The sequence below is a fragment of the candidate division WOR-3 bacterium genome, from assembly GCA_039801365.1.
In the GTDB taxonomy this organism is placed as follows: Bacteria; Hydrothermota; Tepidihabitantia; order Tepidihabitantales; family Tepidihabitantaceae; genus JBDRUN01.
Genome location: JBDRUN010000054.1, coordinates 1 through 17048, shown reverse-complemented (window position 1 = coordinate 17048; position 17048 = coordinate 1). Strand labels below are relative to the sequence as shown.

The following is a 17048-nucleotide window of genomic DNA, read 5'->3' as shown; positions in this document are numbered from 1 at the left end:
GGTGAGGATTATTCCCTGTTTTACGTGGAATTTGCAGAAGGCGTTGTCCTTGGCCGCGAGGAGCGGCACAAGCCACAGAATGCCTAGGTAAGACAACCAGGCTAGGCTCTTACCCTTCTCTACGTCATCCTCGGTACCGGTGGGCGGTTGACTTGCCGGACTTGCTGTTTTCTGTTCTTCCATAACGGTTACCTCCTTTTTCAACTCTGCCCGGGCGGCAGTGGACCCAGACGCTCGGCATAGGCTCCAAGCACCGGAATCCGCCAATACCGACCCAGGGCTGCCTGTATCAGACCAACAATCATAGCGACGAAGTACCCCAGTGACAAGACGGCTCCGACCAAATTATGAACAAGCCAGGCGATAGCGCGAAACAGGAATCCGATGACAAACACGCTGCCCATAACCCGACCAAAGATGATATCAACCATCCAGACGACAATCCAGAAAAGAACAAGTGCAGCGAAGAGAACAAGGCTCTGATATGCATGGAAGCGACAGAACCGATCATCCCGAGCCATAAGCAATGGCAAGACGAAAAGCACTGGCAGGTAGCCGATTGCGGCCAGCACGGTGTTTGACCGGTGCACCGGCGGTGTATCAGTTCCGCACTCATTAGCGATCATGATGCCTGCGTGTCTGAAGCCAGTATATTACCTCGAATCCAACTGTCAAGGTGAACTGTTCACCACAAGAAAACGAACGGCAGGCGCTAAGTCCCGCTTTGCCAAGAAGATAGGTATAAAGTCTGTTCCGGTGTCAACTTGTCTATCTTGATGCCCATTGTTGCCAGCTTAAGCCTGGCAATCTGTTCGTCCAAAGCGTCCGGCAGCTTGTACACCCGCTTTTCAAGCTTGCCGCGATTCCTAAGCAGATACTCTGCGGCCAGCGCTTGGTTGGCAAAGGACATGTCCATGACCATGGCTGGATGGCCTTCAGCCGCGGCCAGGTTCACCAGCCGGCCTTCAGCGAGTAGAACTATGCGCCGGCCGTTCCTCAACCTGTGCTCGACGCACCACCGGCGCAGCTCGCGCCTTGCGACTGTAATTCTCTCAAGCGCGGGTTTGTTGATCTCGGCGTCAAAGTGACCGGCATTGCAGATGACTGCACCGTCCTTCATGGCCAGCATGTGCTTGCGGTCAATGACGTTGATGTCACCGGTCACGGTAATGAATATGTCGCCCTGTGGGCACGCATCAAGAAGTCTCATGACCCGGAAACCGTCCATCCTGGCCTCGAGTGCTCTTACCGGGTTTACTTCGGTTATGATAACATCCGCGCCTAGTCCCCGAGCCTTGAAGGCTACCCCCCGGCCGCACCAGCCGTACCCGCATACAACGAGAGTCGAACCGGCTAGGAGCACATTAGTCGCCCGCATTATGCCGTCCAGCGAAGACTGGCCGGTGCCATAGCGGTTGTCGAACATGAACTTGGTCTGAGAGTCGTTGACCGCGATAATCGGATACCCGAGTGCACCGTCGTCGGCCATGCTTCTGAGCCTTATCACCCCAGTCGTCGTCTCTTCGGTCCCGCCAATTACTTCAGGCAGAAGACGGCGACGTTTGGAGTGCAGGGTCGCTACCAGGTCAGCACCATCGTCGGTCGTTAGGTGAGGTCGGTGTGCAAGCGCAGCGTCAATGTGGCTGTAGTACTGCTTGCGGTTCTCACCCTTGATTGCGAAGACCGGAATTCCGTAGTCCTTGACCAGTGCGGCAGCGACTTCGTCCTGAGTAGAGAGTGGATTTGAGGCACAGAGTCGAACATCAGCGCCGCCGGCTTTCAACACTCTGACTAGATTGGCAGTCTCGGATGTCACGTGCAGGCAGCAGGACATCCGCACGCCGCGCAGAGGACGAGAACGGCTGAACCTCTCCCCAATCTTTGCAAGTACCGGCATGAACCGGCCGGCCCATTCGATTCTTGCGCGGCCGGCCCTTGCCAGCCCGATGTCTTTTATATCACTTTCCACCATAGATACCTCCTAGCTGCAGGCACGGCGCAGTTCAGCAACCATGTCGAGCTTCTCCCAGGTGAAGAGTTCGACGCTGCGACTTAGTTTGGCATCGCGTACCTTCGCGGGCTTGCGACCAACGTGGCCATAGCACGCAGTTGGCAGGTATATCGGACTGCGCAGGTTCAAGTGTCTGATGATACCCCCGGGCGTCAAAGGAAACAGCTCCCGGACAACAGCTTCGAGCCTCCGGTCGTCGGTTCTGCCGGTTCCGAAGGTACAGACCGCGACGTCGGTCGGGTCAGCCCGGCCAATGACGTAAGCAAGCCTTACCTCGATGGAATCGCACAGACCGGCTGCGACGCAGTTCTTGGCAATGTAACGTGCCATGTATGTGGCTGACCGGTCGACCTTAGTCGGGTCCTTACCCGAGAACGCACCACCGCCATGCCGTGCCCAGCCGCCATAGGTGTCGCAGATTATCTTGCGGCCGGTCATGCCCGTGTCTGAACTGGGTCCGCCAATCACGAACTTGCCGGTTTCGTTTACGAAGTACTTTGTACGTCGGTCAAGAAGCTCCGCCGGTATCACGGCACGGACTACCGCATCAACTATCTCCTGGCGGGCCGTGCTGCTGATCCGTCTGCCGGTCTTGTCCAGGACGCTTTCGTCGTGCTGAGCCGCAATGACAACGCTGTCCACGCGGCGGGGAACGCCATCTTCGTACTCAACCGTAACCTGGGACTTGCCGTCCGGCCGGAGATACGGCAGAGTTCGATTTTTGCGCACCTCGGCCAGTCGGGCAGCAAGAGCATGGGCCAGCACGATCGGTAGCGGCATCAGCTCCGGAGTTTCGCGGCACGCATAACCGAACATTACGCCTTGGTCACCAGCTCCGCCGGTATCAACCCCCTGTGCGATATCCGGGGACTGCCGACCGATGGCGTCGAGAACGGCGCAGTCATCTGCGCTGATTCCAGACGCGGTATCAACGTAGCCGATGTGGCGCAGAAGGTTACGGACGACCTGCGGCAGGTCAACCCAGCACCGGGTCGTGATTTCACCGCCCACCAGTACCAGACCGACCGTCACGTAGGTCTCGCACGCCACCCGACCGACTGGGTCGCGGCGCAGGACCTCGTCCAGCACCGCATCCGATATCTGATCCGCAACTTTGTCCGGATGCCCTTCGGTAACTGACTCGGAAGTGAATCTCGTCTTCGCCAAGTCGCCTCCTTTATCTGAAACTGACGACGCGATATTCGTCTTTCGTCTTCCTGACCACGCAGCGGAAGTACCTGTTTCGGGGTCTGCAAAACACCAGCCGTTCCAGCATCAACCGGTCGCTCGGAATCACCTCGTTGGCAACGTCCCGAACTCGGCTGAGCGGAAACCAGCGTACCGTTCCTTCGGACGAACTTCTCAATTGCCCGGTCAGGGGCGAGAGTCGGCATACAAGCAGTAGATAGTGCATTGCCAGCCTGGGCCCTTCGTAAAGAAACTCAGTCACGACCCCGCATAGGCACTCGAACCGCGCGCGTACACCGGTTTCTTCAAGAACCTCACGGCGTACAGCCTGGTCCAGGTGTTCGCCGGTCTGAATCTTGCCTCCGGGCAGACCCCAGTGGCCGACAAAGGGTGGATTGCGACGCCTAATCAGGAGTATGCCCGGCTGGCCAATGACCGCGGCGACCGCGACCGGCAGAGCATTTGCGGGCTTGCACCTGGCTGACAACTGGCCTATCATAGTAGAAACTTCCGGCCGGTCAATTCCAGCCGGCGGGCCGGCTCGCTTCAAGGGACCGTTACGATAGCAGAACGGCCATTGCAGATTGCTCACTTCTCCCTAGCCTTGACCTTATTCCATACCCGGTCCATCTCCCTAAGTGTCGAACGGGCCAGGCTTCGGCCCCGTCGATGGAATTCCTGCTCCAAGAGTTCAAAGCGCTTTCGGAACTTAGCGTTCGAATCTCTCAGCACGCTTTCCGCATCCAGACCTAGATGCCGGCACAGGTTCACAAGCGCAAAGAATAGGTCGCCCAGCTCTTCAGCGACTCTGTCGGAATTCCTGCTTGTACCCCGAGTTCTGTCCTTGCGGGTGCGATTCCTGTGCCCGGACCTAGCTGTCCGTCTCAGCCGTGTCAGTTCTTTCCGTAGTTCATTGGTCTCTTCGACGACTTTGTCCAACACGTCTTCAGGTCTCGACCAGTCAAATCCGAGCCGGCCGCACCTTTCCTGGACTAGTTGCGACTCCTTGAGCGCCGGCAATGTCCTGGGCAATCCGTCAAGGACTGACTTCTTGAAGGCCTTGCCCGGTTCAGAGCGCTTGATGCGCTCCCAGTTCTCAAGCACTTCCCTTGCATCTGAAACCCGGGTCGAGCCATAGATGTGCGGATGCCGGGTCTTGAGCTTGGCGATTGTCCGTCTGAGCACATCCTCGAGTTTTGTGCCATGCTCTGCAGCGAGCACGTCGGCAAGGAAGATGCCCATGAACAGATAGTCACCGAGTTCTTCGGCAATGTGTTTCGGGTCAGCCGAACCCAGCGCTTCATCCAGCTCGTAGGCCTCATTCAGGACAAGAGGACGAGTCGAAGCAACCGTCTGCTTTCGGTCCCACGGACATTTCTGTCTGAGTCTTCTCACAACCGCAAGTAGTTCATCAAACATGCCGGAGTCTATCCGGCCAGTCCGCAGAATCAAGACGTAGTCTTGACTTTTGAGCTTCGGATGGTAATTTTGAGCGTGCTTCACTTCCCGGAGGAACTACATGAAGCCTGACTTACTATTTGCGACTGACCCTGAAGTGTTCGATGCAGTACGCCGCGAAACCGAGCGGCAGCACGACAACCTTGAATTGATCGCCTCAGAAAACTTCTGCTCGGAGGCAGTGCTTGCGGCTTTGGGCTCGGTATTGACGAACAAGTACGCCGAAGGGTATCCGAAGAAACGCTATTACGGTGGTTGCCGCTTCGTTGACATCGTCGAAGATTTGGCGCGAGAACGGGCCAAGCAGCTTTTTGGTTGCGACCACGCAAACGTGCAGCCGCATTCCGGTACCTCAGCGAACATTGCCGCTTACCTGACTCTGGCCCGACCCGGCGATACCATCATGGGCCTGAGTCTTTCCCACGGCGGACACCTGTCTCACGGTCATCCTATCAACTTCTCGGGCCGGTACTTCAAGGTCGTGCATTACACCGTTGACCCGAAGACCGAGCAATTTGACTACGCCGCAATCCGTCAGCTTGCGCTTGAACATCGGCCTAAGGTCATCGTGACCGGTGCTTCGGCGTATCCCCGCTTTGTTGACTTCGCGAGGTTTCAGGAAATATGCGACGAAGTCGGTGCATCGCAACTGGCCGACATCGCCCATATTGCCGGCCCGGTCGCGGCCGGACTTCATCCTTCACCGGTTCCATTTGCCCAAGTGGTAACCACCACCACGCACAAGACCCTGCGCGGCCCGCGTGGAGCAATCATCATGTGCAAGGCACATCTGGCTGAAGAAGTGGACAAGGTTGTGTTTCCCGGCACCCAGGGTGGTCCACTGGAGCATTGCATCGCGGCCAAGGCGGTTGCATTCAAGGAAGCGCTCACCCCTCAGTTTCGTGAGTATCAGCGCCAGACCCTGGCCAATGCCAAAGCTCTGGCCGAGGCTCTGGCCAGCCTTGGCTTTCGTATCGTGTCCGGCGGAACCGACAACCACCTCATGCTCGTTGACCTCAGGCCGAAAAAGATAACCGGCCGGGATGCGGAAAAAGTGCTCGGCAAGGTGCGGATAACCGTAAACCGGAACACAATTCCGTTTGACCCAGAGAAACCATTCGTTGCCTCTGGAATAAGGCTCGGCACCCCGGCCCTCACAACCCGGGGCATGAAAGAACCAGAGATGCGCAGGGTTGCCGGACTCATTGACCGGGCAATAGCGTCGGCTGGCGACGAAGCTGCTCTGGAAAAGGTCAAGACCGAGGTCGCGGAACTTGTGGCTGCGTTCCCGCTCTACGCTGAACGCCGGGCTGAGTACGCGAGCACATGTCTAGCCGCGGAGGTTCAGAAATGAACCGGAAGATTGCCGACATCAGGGCGAGACAGATACTGGACTCGCGCGGCCAACCTACACTTGAGGTAGACTGCATTCTGTCTGACGGCACGATGGGCCGGGCTTCAGTCCCATCCGGAGCTTCAACGGGCCGGTTCGAGGCCCTGGAGCTGCGTGACGGGAACCAGCAGCGCTACCTCGGTCGCGGAGTGCTGAAAGCGATCGAGAATGTCAATACCGTTATTCGCGAACGCCTGGCCGGCATGAGTGCATTTGACCAGTATCGTATTGACCACACGTTGTGCGAGCTCGACGGCACGACGAACAAGTCCAGACTCGGAGCCAACGCCCTGCTTGGTGTTTCGCTTGCAGTATGCCGGGCCGCGGCTGCGTCCGCCGGTCTTCCGGTCTACCGCTATCTTGGCGGGGCCGGTACCAGGCTTTTGCCTACCCCCCAGTTCAACGTCATCAACGGCGGCGCACACGCACCGAACAACCTCGACCTTCAGGAGTTCATGATTGTTCCGGCCGGTCTCCCAAACTTCCGCGAGGCGCTGCGGGCCGCAAGTGAAACGTACCAACATTTGAAGCGCCTGTTGACAGAGGCCGGTAAACCGACTACGGTTGGCGACGAGGGCGGGTTTGCTCCTGACTTTGCGGACAACGAGGAACCGATCAAGTTCGTGCTCAGAGCCATTGAGGCCGCTGGGTACGAGCCGGGTGAACAGGTATTTCTGGCGCTTGACCCGGCGGCCAGCGGCTTCTACCGTGACGGCAGTTACGTCCTCAGCATTTCCCGGGAACGACGGATGACATCTGATGACATGATCGAGATGTACGCCAGCTGGCTTGAACGGTACCCGCTCATCTCAATCGAAGACGGCCTGGCCGAAGATGACTGGGAAGGCTGGCGCAAATTGACCGCGCGACTTGGCTCACGGGTGCAGCTTGTTGGCGATGACATATTCGTGACCCAAATCAAGCGACTCGAACAGGGCGTGCGCGAGCATGTGGCCAATGCGGTACTCATTAAGCCCAATCAGGTCGGCACCGTCAGCGAGACTCTGGACTGCATGAAGGTTGCAGCCGAGCATGGGTATCGCACCGTGGTTTCTCACCGCTCAGGCGAAACTGGCGACCACTTCATCGCCGACCTTGCGGTAGCAACCAACTCGGGACAAATCAAGACAGGTGCGCCCTGCCGCGGCGAGCGGGTCGCCAAGTACAATCGGCTTCTGCGCATCGAAGAAGAAGACCGCCTGGCATACGCTGGACTTGTTCCTCTCACACGATGAAGCGCACCACTCCGTTCGCCAATCACCGCCAGCGGCTTGTGCGTCACAGATGGCGGGCCGAGGTGAACAGAAGGCGTTCTACAGGCCGCCGGTTCGGCTATGTTCTTCTGGGTGTCGGGATCGTTGTCCTCGCGGTGTTTCTGCCCGGTCCAAACGGCGTACTAAAGGTCTGGGCCAAGCACCGCCAGATCGTGCGATTAACCAGGGACATCAGGAGCCTTACCGTTGAGATCGATAGCCTGGAATCCTGTTGTCGTGTCCTCGCGCACCCGGACAGCGCACGCGAGCTTGCCCGCCGCACCTTTGGTAGCATCGGGCTAGAATCGGCTTCCGGACCACCCTGACTCGCTGCCTACCGCTTCACGTTCCGGTTCCTGACTTCATCGGAGCCCGGTCTATTACCTAATGCGCGTTCTCTTTCCTGTTGCCGGCAGCATGACTTGGGGCCGGTCTGTTTCCGGATGTCGGGTAACGATCGGCTCGATACCGTACACCGACCGGACTAGCTCAACGGTAATCACCCGTTCCGGCAAATCGCAGGCAACCAGCCGTCCGGACCGGAGCAGGAGCACTCTTGAACAGGCGAGCGCTGCCAGGTTCAAATCGTGAGCCAGCAGGACGATCGTGACTCCTTGTTGGTTCAAGCGTTCGAGAATGTCGAGGATCAAACGCTGGTGTGCAATGTCGAGATGAGACATCGCTTCGTCAAGGAGCAGGACTACTGGCTCCTGAGCAAGAGCTCGGGCCAGCACGACCCGTTGCTTCTCACCGGCCGACACTTGATTGATATTCTTGGTAGCGAGATGTGTCGCATCCACGAACTCAAGTGCCTCGCGTACGCGAACCCAGTCTGCCGGACCAGGGCTTTCCAACCGGCCAAGGTAAGGGTTCCGCCCCATCATCACTACGTCTTCGACTCCGTAGTCAAAGGCAAAAAAGCTTTCCTGCGGTACGACCGCGACCCGGCGTGCAATCGCACGGCGGGCAGTACGTACCACATCCATACCTAAAACCGAGACTCTGCCTGAGTGCGGGGCAAGCAGCCCGGCCGCAAGCATCAGCAATGTGCTCTTTCCTGCGCCGTTCGGTCCGATCACGCCGAAGAACTCACCGGGAGCGATGTCGAGGCTGAAGTTCTCAAACAGCAGCTCTGATCCGTATCCAAAATTCACCCGCTCAAACCTGACGGCAGGCTGGCCTGTCCTGGTCTGCTCTCCTCGATCCAGCGCAACAGCCTCAGGTCTTGCGTCCTGCGTGGTTTCGTGACCAGGTCTGTTGGTCCTTTTCACAACCTTCTCCTCAAAAGGTAAATGAAGAACGGGACGCCGATAAGCGCGGTCACAACCGACAAGGGCAGGCCACCCGGCACGATGTTCCGTGCCGCGGTATCGGCCAGCAGCAGAAGCGCGGCACCAAATAGAAATGATGCTGGCAGAACTCTACGGTGGACCGGTCCGAGTATCATCCGGACAAGGTGGGGCACTACCAGACCGACAAAGCTGATTGCGCCAGTGAACGAGACGACCAGGCCGACTAGAACCGAACAGACGACGAAGACAACCTTGGTAACTCTGGCAGTGTCTACACCCAGACTGCGTGCGGCTTCCTCACTTGATGACATGATGTCCAGGTCCCGGGCATATGCCACCAGCAGCCCACATCCGGCTAGCATTGTTGCGGCCGACCCGATGAAAAGCGGCAGCGACCCGCGCGTGAATGCCACGCCAAGATGTCCCATCAAGAGGTACACAGCCCGACCCAGAGGTTGCCGCGCCAGAACCAGTACGAGCATCACAAGACTTGAGAACAGGAAACTCATTATGACTCCGGCCAAGACCAGGCCGGTGACCGTCACTCTGCCTCTAACCCGGGCGAGAAGATAGACCGCAAGTATCGTCACCAGCGCACCGGCAAAACCTGCAACCGGTAGCACAACGCTTGTTGCCGTCCCCCAGGCGATCACCATGCTTGCGCCCAATGCCGAGCCGCTTGAGACGCCAAGGGTGAACGGGTCCACCAGGGGATTGCGAAGAAGTCCCTGGAGTGAGGCACCAACCAGAGACAGAACCCCGCCGGCCAGAATGCCGAGCGCAAGACGCAGCAGACGGAACTTGATTAGACCGCTCGAAGGTAGACCGCCCGGCCCAATTAGGAACGATACCGCGGCCGCGGCAATGAGCAAGACTACGAGCAGTACCCAGACTTCTGCCCTTCTTTCGGCGCTTCTTGCTCTGATCAGCTCTTAGCCCTCTTTCATCTCCTCTCTCCAGAAGGAGGAGGGCGGCGTAGGGGTGGTTCCTGTAATTCCGGATGTATAAGATGGCTGAGGGTGACAATGGCCTCAACCACCCTTGGACCGGGTCTGGAAAGGAGGTCTAAGTCTAGTCCGGTGTAGATGCGATTGTTCCTGACCGCCGGCACTCTGTCCCAGCCGAGCCGCTCAGCAAACTTGGCAGGAGAAACACCAGGATACAGTGCCAGAATCACGTCCGGCCCGGCTTTGACCACGTACTCTGGGTCAACAACCGGGTATTCCTGAGCCCCTCGACAGATGTTCCTCCCCCCTGCCTCTACTATCAGGCTCGACACGAACGAGAGCGGTCCGGCGGCCATCAGTGGCGAGTCGGAAATTTCAACATATACCGTCGGCGTGTCTGGAAACACGGGCAGACTGTCGAGCCGGACTCTGAGGCTGTCCACAAGCGACTTTGCGCGAGTGCCTGCAGCAAGAAGTTGGCCGACCGAGTCAATCTCCCTGAACACGTCCTCGACGGTTGCCGGTTGGGAAGTATAGTAGCGGATACCCATTTCAGAGAGCTTCTCGGCAATCAAACGGTGGGTAGGCATGGTGAGGAACACAATATCTGGCTTCAGTTGCGCAATCCGCTCAATATCCGGGTTCAGGAAGTCACCGACCTTGTACACGTACCTTGCTGACTCCGGGTAGTTGCAGAATGTCGTATTCCCGACGAGAGCCGAAGATGCACCTACGCGAAATATGATCTCGGTTACGCTCGGCACAAGCGAGACTACGCGTATTCCAGCGTGCGACTTGTGCGGCTTCGGACAGCCCACAGATAACAGCACGGTTATCAGAATTGAAGCAACAAGCCACACGGCCAAAGGAAAGAGCAAGCCGGAACAAGTAGAAACTGACTCCCGTAATTCCCGTACCCTAACGTTGCCTTGTCCTTCAAACCCGCTTCTCTGTACCTCTGACCTGATCGTTCTATTCCGCATCACTGGCGGCTGGGATTTGTCCCATGGGCACTCTGGCTTGGGAAACAGACTGGTTGGACTTGTGTCCCAAAACGATGTACACGGTATGTCCTATCATCCGGTCTGCAGGACGTGTCCCGCCTGCTCGTACCAGCATGTCACGTTTCAGTATCTCAGTTGAACGAACTCTAACAAACCCCTCCAACTCCATGACATTGGATAACTTGGAGAGTTGCTCGGCTGTGGGTACGATTGCAGCCAGCGGGTGTCCGCCGCGCAGGGAGCGGTGTGCAGCCCTTACAAGAGTCCACGGCTCTGGCACATCCAGGAACACGGCGTCAACGTCGGTCTGCTCAAATCCCCTGGTCTCCGGATCCTGAACAAAGAACTCGCAGAACTGTCCAAGTCCGTACCGCTCAACGTTCGCCCGCGCATTTTCGCTGAATTCAGACCTTCGTTCGTATGAGTACACCCTGCCAGTTGGCCGGACAAACCAAGCCAAGACCGAAGTCAGTCCACCTGAGCCCGACCCGGTTTCAATCACACGGGCACCGGGAAATACAACGGTCTCAAGAAGCATCAAGCCGGTGTCCTTAGGATACACGATTGTCGTCGTGCGCCTGACCTTGAGTAAAAGGTCGGCAATAGTCGGTTTCAGTAGATGAAACCAGCAGTTGAGCTGGGTCTTCACGCAGTCCCCGTAATCACGGCCAAGCATCTGGCTGAACTCAATCCAACCACGATGGGTAGAGAACCTGCCAGTTTCCTTGAGCTCCAAGAGGTATTTCATCCGCTCCGAATGATACAGCAACACGAAATCGCCGGGTTTCAGCATCGGCCGGAATTCTATGACCTACCCCTATCAAGTCAAGCAACCGCGGATGCCCAGATTTCGATATCAAGAGTCAGAGCTGTGACAATAGGGCGGCGAACGAGTCGTGGGCTCGGACTAGACAACGCGACACGGGATGCCCGTCGGTTGACAGCATCCAGCTCCAGCCTAGCATAGCTGTGATGAAAGCCGGCAAGTTGGTGTTCTTTGTCGCAGCGTTGGCTTCAGCGCCTTGTGCTGGAGCGCGGCTTCATGGTTTGGGCGACGGTGTGTTTGCCGATACGGTCGAGAACTTCGACGACGGCAATGTTGTCCTGCGTTCGTTTCCAGGCCAGGACATGCACCCGGATTCTTGGCGACTTGATACCGCCATCACCTACAACAATTCGCCGTATTCCCTTCGCTTACATGGCAACACTTGGAAGACCGAGTCAATCTACCCTATTCGGCTCGATTCGGCTGATGTGTGGCAGGTGGCAGCCTATGTTTCCTACCTTGGCGAAATCCAGGGTTTCGGTCTGCAGGATTCAGCCCATACTTTGTTCTATTCTCTTGCTGGCTCAGAGCAGGTAAACCCGGATACTTGGGTAGCGGTATATCAGGGTGCATTTCCGCTGAACACCTGGAACCTGTATCTCTTGCCGGTTGGCGAGGACTGGCTGGCCAGGTTCGGATACCTGCCGGTCGTCACCGGACTCGTATTCGTGAATGACCGGGATACTGACCCGCGTGCGGTGGTCTATTTCGATGAGATTCTGGATATTACTTCTGACCGACCGGTTGCGCCAAGGGTTGAGATATGGCACGCAAGCAAAGAGAAATTGCAGGTTCCAAGCGCCAAGTTCCAGGAGCCGGTTGACACTCCGCCCCATACATTGGTAACGGTGCAGTTCTATTCGAGGATTACCGATCCGGACAGCCGTTATCACGACTACTACTGGTCGTTCGGCGATGATTCCACAAGCCGGGATTCCTGGCCACTCCATACCTACTTGGTCCGGGACAACCACGAGTACACGGTTTTGCTCGAGGTCAGGGATTCGACCGGGTGCTGGGGCCGGGCAAGCTGCAAGGTCAATGTGGACCCGGGGCCGACAACACTTCCGGTGCGGGTAAACTTTACCGGTGACATCATGCTCGCACGGCGTTACGAGCTACCAGGCGGCATCATTGATACGCTTGGGCCGCGGGGAATCTTCAAGCCCACTCTCCCCTATTTGGGCGATGCAGCTGACATTACCGTCGTCAACCTTGAAAGCCCCTTGACGGCACAGGGCACACGGCATCCGACCAAGCCGATAGTATTCCGGGGACGGCCATCGAACGTCGCCGGGCTTACCTACGCTGGCGTTGACGTTGTTTGCCTGGCGAATAACCACGTGATTGACTACGGACTTGAAGGGATGCGTGAAACCCAGGACAGCCTTGCGGCCAATGGAATCGGCTATTGCGGTGCCGGTGCAAACTCATACGAGGCGTTTCAGCCGGTGTTTGTCCAGAAATCCGGGCTGAGCTTTGCGTTCCTCGCTGCCTGCGACCGGAACGGCCAATATGACAACTACCAGCCGTATCTTGACGCGGGGTTGAACAAGCCCGGGTTTGCGTACTTCGATTCGTTTCACATCCGACGCCAGATTGAGTCAGTTCGTAGCACCGCAGATATTGTCGTTGTTTTGGCGCATACCGGCGAGGAATACGCGTCTGCACCGGACAGCCGGTACAACGATGGTCAATACTCAAGGGCCAGTGTTCAGGAGGTAGACGAGTGGTACTCGCGGTTCGCACTGTTTCCGGCTCCGGGCGACACCGCGGAGCGACACCGGGCAATCGAGGCAGGTGCCGACCTTGTCGTATGCCACCATCCGCACGTGCTTCAGGGGTTTGAGGTGTACAAGGGCAGATTGATTGCTCACTCGCTTGGGAACTTTGCGTTTGACCAAGAGTATTCGGAGACCTACCCTTCGGTGATTCTTGCCGGGGAGGTGGACGAGACTGGTTTCCGTAATTACACGCTCATCCCCGTATTCATTGACGACTACATACCGAATCGGGCGTTCGGTCGGCTGGGCCGGCACATTGTTGACTACCTGGCCCGACGCTCCCGGGACCTTGGCACCTACGTGGTCGTAAACCCCGAGAGTACGACGGCCTGGGTTGTACTCGACACCGCTACACTCGTCCCCATCGTCTACTCTCAGTCAGGCCAGTTGCAGCTGCTCCAGCAGTCTGGATACTGGACTTCCAATCCCTTGGCTCTTGTCCGTATCGGCTGCCTGTCGCGTGTAGTCTCGGCCTCACCCGGACGCAACTGGCAGTTCCGACTGGGACGGGATATGGTCTGGTTCGGCAACTTCGAAAAGGAAGGTGCCACGATGTGGCTTCTGGACCAGGCGGGCGAGAGTTACGATACCGTATGTTACGAGGGCCAGCGTTCGCTGCGCCAGACACGTGCAACGGGTGCCACCCGGATAGTGACCGGCCTTGAGGACCGGGTGGTTTGCTATTCCGATACTGCCGGTTATTCCCTGTACGCATACATGAAAACCCGGAATGCGCGACTTGCCGGCGCTGCCGCTCAATTCTACACCGCAAGGGCCGGCTCTTCACCTATTGGTACGGCAAACCTCGGTACTGAAATCAATGGCACGACCGACTGGAGATTCTATTACCGCGATTTCAGCCCGACCACTGGCACTGCGTACTTCGACCTGGAACTGGCAAGCAGTGCTCCTTATTCCGACACTGGTTATGTGTGGTTTGACAATGTCGGACTGATCGAATGGGAGCCATGGCAACCGCTGACCGATGCAGTGAGAGTTCCTCACCCGAATGACTACTACTGGATTCAGCTCAGAGCCACTGACACGGTCGCCAGTGCGACCTTGTTCTACGAGGAGACTGGCTACGACCGTCTCACGAACGTGCGAGCCGGGCCCGGCTTCTTGCCCGTACTCGGGCTGCTCTTGCCGGGTCCGAATCCTAGCCGATCTCCAACCGCCATTAGGTACAGCCTGACTAAGGCGAGCTGGGTCAACCTTTCAGTGTACAATATTCTTGGTCAGAAGGTACAGACCCTTGTCAGCGGACTGTGTCCTGCTGGTGCTCACTCGCTTGTCTGGGGCGGGTGTGACAGCAGCGGAGCACCGGCCTGCTCTGGTACGTACTTCCTGCGGCTTGAAGCCGAGGGTCAGGTACTGTCCAGGCGACTGGTCCTGGTCAGGTAATCCGAAATCCGACCGTTACCAAGCCCGCGGCACGGTGAGAAACGAACTCAGGGCGCCCAAAGGCGCCCTGAGCTTCCACGACGAGATTGCGCTATTCGAGCAGCAGAGCCTTCACCCGGCTTGCACTGTCAGGTGTTTTGATGTCAAGGAAGTACACCCCACGAGCAAGGCTCCCAGGCTGCCACCGGAAGCTACCGGCCCCGGCCTTGACGTCCATCGTCCGCTCCTCAACAAGCCGGCCGCCGGCATCATAGACTGAGAGCTGAAGCTTGCCGGCAGACGGAGTTGAGTAATGAACCAGGGTGCTGCGGCGGAAAGGATTGGGCACAAGCTCGAACCGGTGTTCTGCTTCAGACCAACCCGGATTCTGGCCGATACCGACATGGGCATCGTACCAGGACTGAGCACTGTCGGCATTGACCCGGATCTGAGTTTCGTCCGTACCGCCGACGAACGCAACTGCGAACCGGTAGCTCTGGCCCACTCCCAGATCGAATGGGCCGACCGATGCGATGAGCGACCAGTCATAGGCCCGGTTCGACGTGCGCTGGACAACGGTACCGTTCATGAAGCGCCACTTCATGCCATCAGTCATCGCCGAGTCCGGATACACATATCGGGCATGGTCAATGCAGGACAGGTTCTTGAACGAAGTCGGCGCCAGGATTTTCACGCCGACGGTTGGGTTGGCCGTGGACTGTTGCCTCATATACACAAGACGGCGAACCGTATCCGAGCCGGCGATATTGGCGGTCGGTGCTGTTCCGATATCGAAGTCCGCGAACACACCGGCGCAGACTCCGTTGACTGCGCTTGCTCCGGCATTACGGATGTCGAATGCAATCACGACGAAGTCATCGTAGCCTGGCGAGCCAGCGGTACCCATCTGGTGACTGTTCTGAACCACCTGGATACCCTTCGGTGCCGGGTGACCGGCATCCGAGTACACGCCCCGGTAATGCTGGTCACTGGTCGGTGGCACTGCGTTCCTGAGACTGTCAACTGGCTTGAGGTCATCATTCACCGGCCCGTTAGCCGGGTTGCTGAAGTGACGGTCAGCAACATAATTCACGTCATTACCAACCGCGAAACTGGAATAGAACAGCGCCGAGGTCGCGGTCTTAGGATAGCAGAATCCGACACCAAGGTCCTGGGCCGGCGGGTTGTCGTAACCGATTGAGCCGAAGCAGGTCACCGAAAGCTTGCAGTACCCGGTATCGTGTGTCATCAGCGGCTGACCGGTCATGATGCCGGTTGTTTGACGCACCGTATCGTTGGACGGGTCCAGGTCGCCGGCAAGCGACGTGAACATTCTCACGCTGTAGGAGGCACCGGACGGCCCGGTATTCCAGTTCGGTGTGAACGTCACGTCCGCACGGTTCCCGGGATTGAGCGGGCCGGCGTAGGTGAGAGTTTGGTTGTACACGCGAGTTCCGGCTGAATCAATCCAGCACGTAACTGGGATGTTTGATTCAGCACTCATGCCGAAGTTGACAATTCTGGCCTTGCAGGGATAACTTCCCGGATTGATGGACTGGCCGGGCGACAGAATCTTGGTGGCGCCGACGTCATGCGCCAGCGTCACCCCGCGGGCAACGATCGCTCTGATGTTCCAACTGTAGTTCAGCTGTGGGTTGACGTAGTAAAGCTGCTGCCACGAACCGCCGGTAGAGATGAACCCCGAACGATTGGGAATCATCGGCCCGGAGTCAACGCCCAGCGGGAATGTGCCGGCCGTATGCGTTATCCTGATGCAGGCCCAGAAGTCAATACCTGCTTTCATCACCTTTGGTGTTGTCAGATTGACGCGCTTCCATTGAAGCGTGCCTGAACCGGTATAGGGCATCGAGTCCAGAATTGCACCTGGTGTCGTATCGGTGTCCTCACCAAACACGAACGCGTACTGGTCTGACGATGCGTCACGCTGATAGAATATTATTGCCTTGAGCGTACAGTTATAGGTCGGCGTGAAGCGTACCGCGCCTCGGAATGTGCCGCCGTTCGTCAGGCCGATGGCGTTGAACGGGGTGCGGTCGTAATGGAGGGTTTCGTCAGGGTTATCATAGGGTTCGAGTTCAACCGGTACAACCGGGTTCAGCACGACTTCGTTCGGTGCCAGCTTAACATTCGCTGCACTGAGCAGCGGTGTCGTGGTCTGGTGCCCGGCCTCACGGTTGCCCGGCAGCGCCCCCGGCGCCAGCCCGACCGCGAGTATCAGACACAGGACTACAGTACTACCTTTCATCAGCTCCTCCTGTTTAGCCTGTAGCTTCTCTTCTTGTCCGTCCGCACTGTGCGCGGACCTCCTGAGGCAGTGTAGCGGCGCAGCACAGCAATGTCAATAGCGAGTTTCTTGACTTTGGGCCGGCCAAGGCACATCGTGACCCCCTGCCTGACGCTTGCGCGTTTCATATGATACCCGTAGCGCCAGCAACTCGTCAAGGTCGAGCGCAGGCAACAGGAGAACACCCTGGTCTACCTGCGGCGC

General features: G+C 57.7%; 15 protein-coding genes. 4 read left to right on the top strand and 11 right to left on the bottom strand.

What is annotated here, in order from left to right; translation table 11 throughout:
- From ABIL25_07555 to mazG, 6 genes are all read right to left on the bottom strand, one after another.
- Positions 1-183: zinc ribbon domain-containing protein (locus ABIL25_07555; protein MEO0082130.1), on the bottom strand; the 183-nt coding region annotated here is incomplete at its 3' end.
- A 17-nt stretch (positions 184-200) separates the two neighbouring features.
- A complete protein-coding gene (locus ABIL25_07550; protein ID MEO0082129.1) occupies positions 201-626 on the bottom strand; it encodes a hypothetical protein in 426 nt (141 codons plus the stop codon).
- An 86-nt stretch (positions 627-712) separates the two neighbouring features.
- The gene (ahcY, locus tag ABIL25_07545; protein MEO0082128.1) at positions 713-1972 is read right to left on the bottom strand and encodes an adenosylhomocysteinase; all 1260 of its coding nucleotides are present in this window, start codon (positions 1970-1972) and stop codon (positions 713-715) included.
- Between the two features lie 9 nt (positions 1973-1981).
- A complete protein-coding gene (gene metK, locus ABIL25_07540) occupies positions 1982-3178 on the bottom strand; it encodes a methionine adenosyltransferase (protein ID MEO0082127.1) in 1197 nt (398 codons plus the stop codon).
- Between the two features lie 10 nt (positions 3179-3188).
- Entirely contained in the window at positions 3189-3686 is a 498-nt protein-coding gene (locus ABIL25_07535) for an NUDIX domain-containing protein (GenBank protein ID MEO0082126.1), read from the bottom strand.
- Positions 3687-3787: 101 nt separating this feature from the next.
- Positions 3788-4618 carry a nucleoside triphosphate pyrophosphohydrolase gene (mazG, locus tag ABIL25_07530; protein MEO0082125.1) on the bottom strand — a complete coding sequence of 277 codons (831 nt, stop codon included), beginning with the start codon at positions 4616-4618 and terminating at the stop codon, positions 3788-3790.
- A 100-nt stretch (positions 4619-4718) separates the two neighbouring features.
- Between mazG and glyA the strand changes: the two genes are divergently transcribed.
- From glyA to ABIL25_07515, 3 genes are read left to right on the top strand one after another with little or no spacing between them, the layout of a single operon-like run.
- Positions 4719-6011, top strand: a complete 1293-nt coding sequence (gene glyA, locus ABIL25_07525) for a serine hydroxymethyltransferase (GenBank protein MEO0082124.1) — start codon at positions 4719-4721, stop codon at positions 6009-6011.
- Complete coding sequence (gene eno / locus ABIL25_07520; protein ID MEO0082123.1) at positions 6008-7285, top strand: phosphopyruvate hydratase; 1278 nt, start codon at positions 6008-6010, stop codon at positions 7283-7285. Before glyA ends, eno begins: the two co-directional genes overlap by 4 nt.
- On the top strand, positions 7282-7629 hold the full coding sequence (locus ABIL25_07515) for a hypothetical protein (protein ID MEO0082122.1): 348 nt from the start codon (positions 7282-7284) through the stop codon (positions 7627-7629). Before eno ends, ABIL25_07515 begins: the two co-directional genes overlap by 4 nt.
- A 54-nt stretch (positions 7630-7683) precedes the next feature.
- Here ABIL25_07515 and ABIL25_07510 read toward each other — a convergent pair whose 3' ends face one another.
- The 4 genes from ABIL25_07510 to ABIL25_07495 form a co-directional block, all read right to left on the bottom strand.
- A complete protein-coding gene (locus ABIL25_07510; protein ID MEO0082121.1) occupies positions 7684-8574 on the bottom strand; it encodes an ABC transporter ATP-binding protein in 891 nt (296 codons plus the stop codon).
- Entirely contained in the window at positions 8571-9467 is an 897-nt protein-coding gene (locus ABIL25_07505; protein MEO0082120.1) for an iron ABC transporter permease, read from the bottom strand. Before ABIL25_07505 ends, ABIL25_07510 begins: the two co-directional genes overlap by 4 nt.
- A 71-nt stretch (positions 9468-9538) precedes the next feature.
- On the bottom strand, positions 9539-10372 hold the full coding sequence (locus tag ABIL25_07500; protein MEO0082119.1) for a helical backbone metal receptor: 834 nt from the start codon (positions 10370-10372) through the stop codon (positions 9539-9541).
- Positions 10373-10514: 142 nt separating this feature from the next.
- Positions 10515-11339 (bottom strand): tRNA (adenine-N1)-methyltransferase, encoded by an 825-nt coding sequence (locus tag ABIL25_07495; GenBank protein MEO0082118.1) that lies wholly within the window; start codon positions 11337-11339, stop codon positions 10515-10517.
- A gap of 179 nt (positions 11340-11518) precedes the next feature.
- On the opposite strand from ABIL25_07495, the gene ABIL25_07490 reads away from it, so the two are divergent.
- Positions 11519-14560, top strand: coding sequence for a CapA family protein (locus ABIL25_07490; protein MEO0082117.1), 3042 nt, complete (start codon positions 11519-11521; stop codon positions 14558-14560).
- 91 nt (positions 14561-14651) lie between these two features.
- On the opposite strand, the gene ABIL25_07485 is transcribed toward ABIL25_07490, so the two are convergent.
- Positions 14652-16805 (bottom strand): T9SS type A sorting domain-containing protein, encoded by a 2154-nt coding sequence (locus tag ABIL25_07485; protein MEO0082116.1) that lies wholly within the window; start codon positions 16803-16805, stop codon positions 14652-14654.
- Positions 16806-17048: the final 243 nt, after the last annotated feature.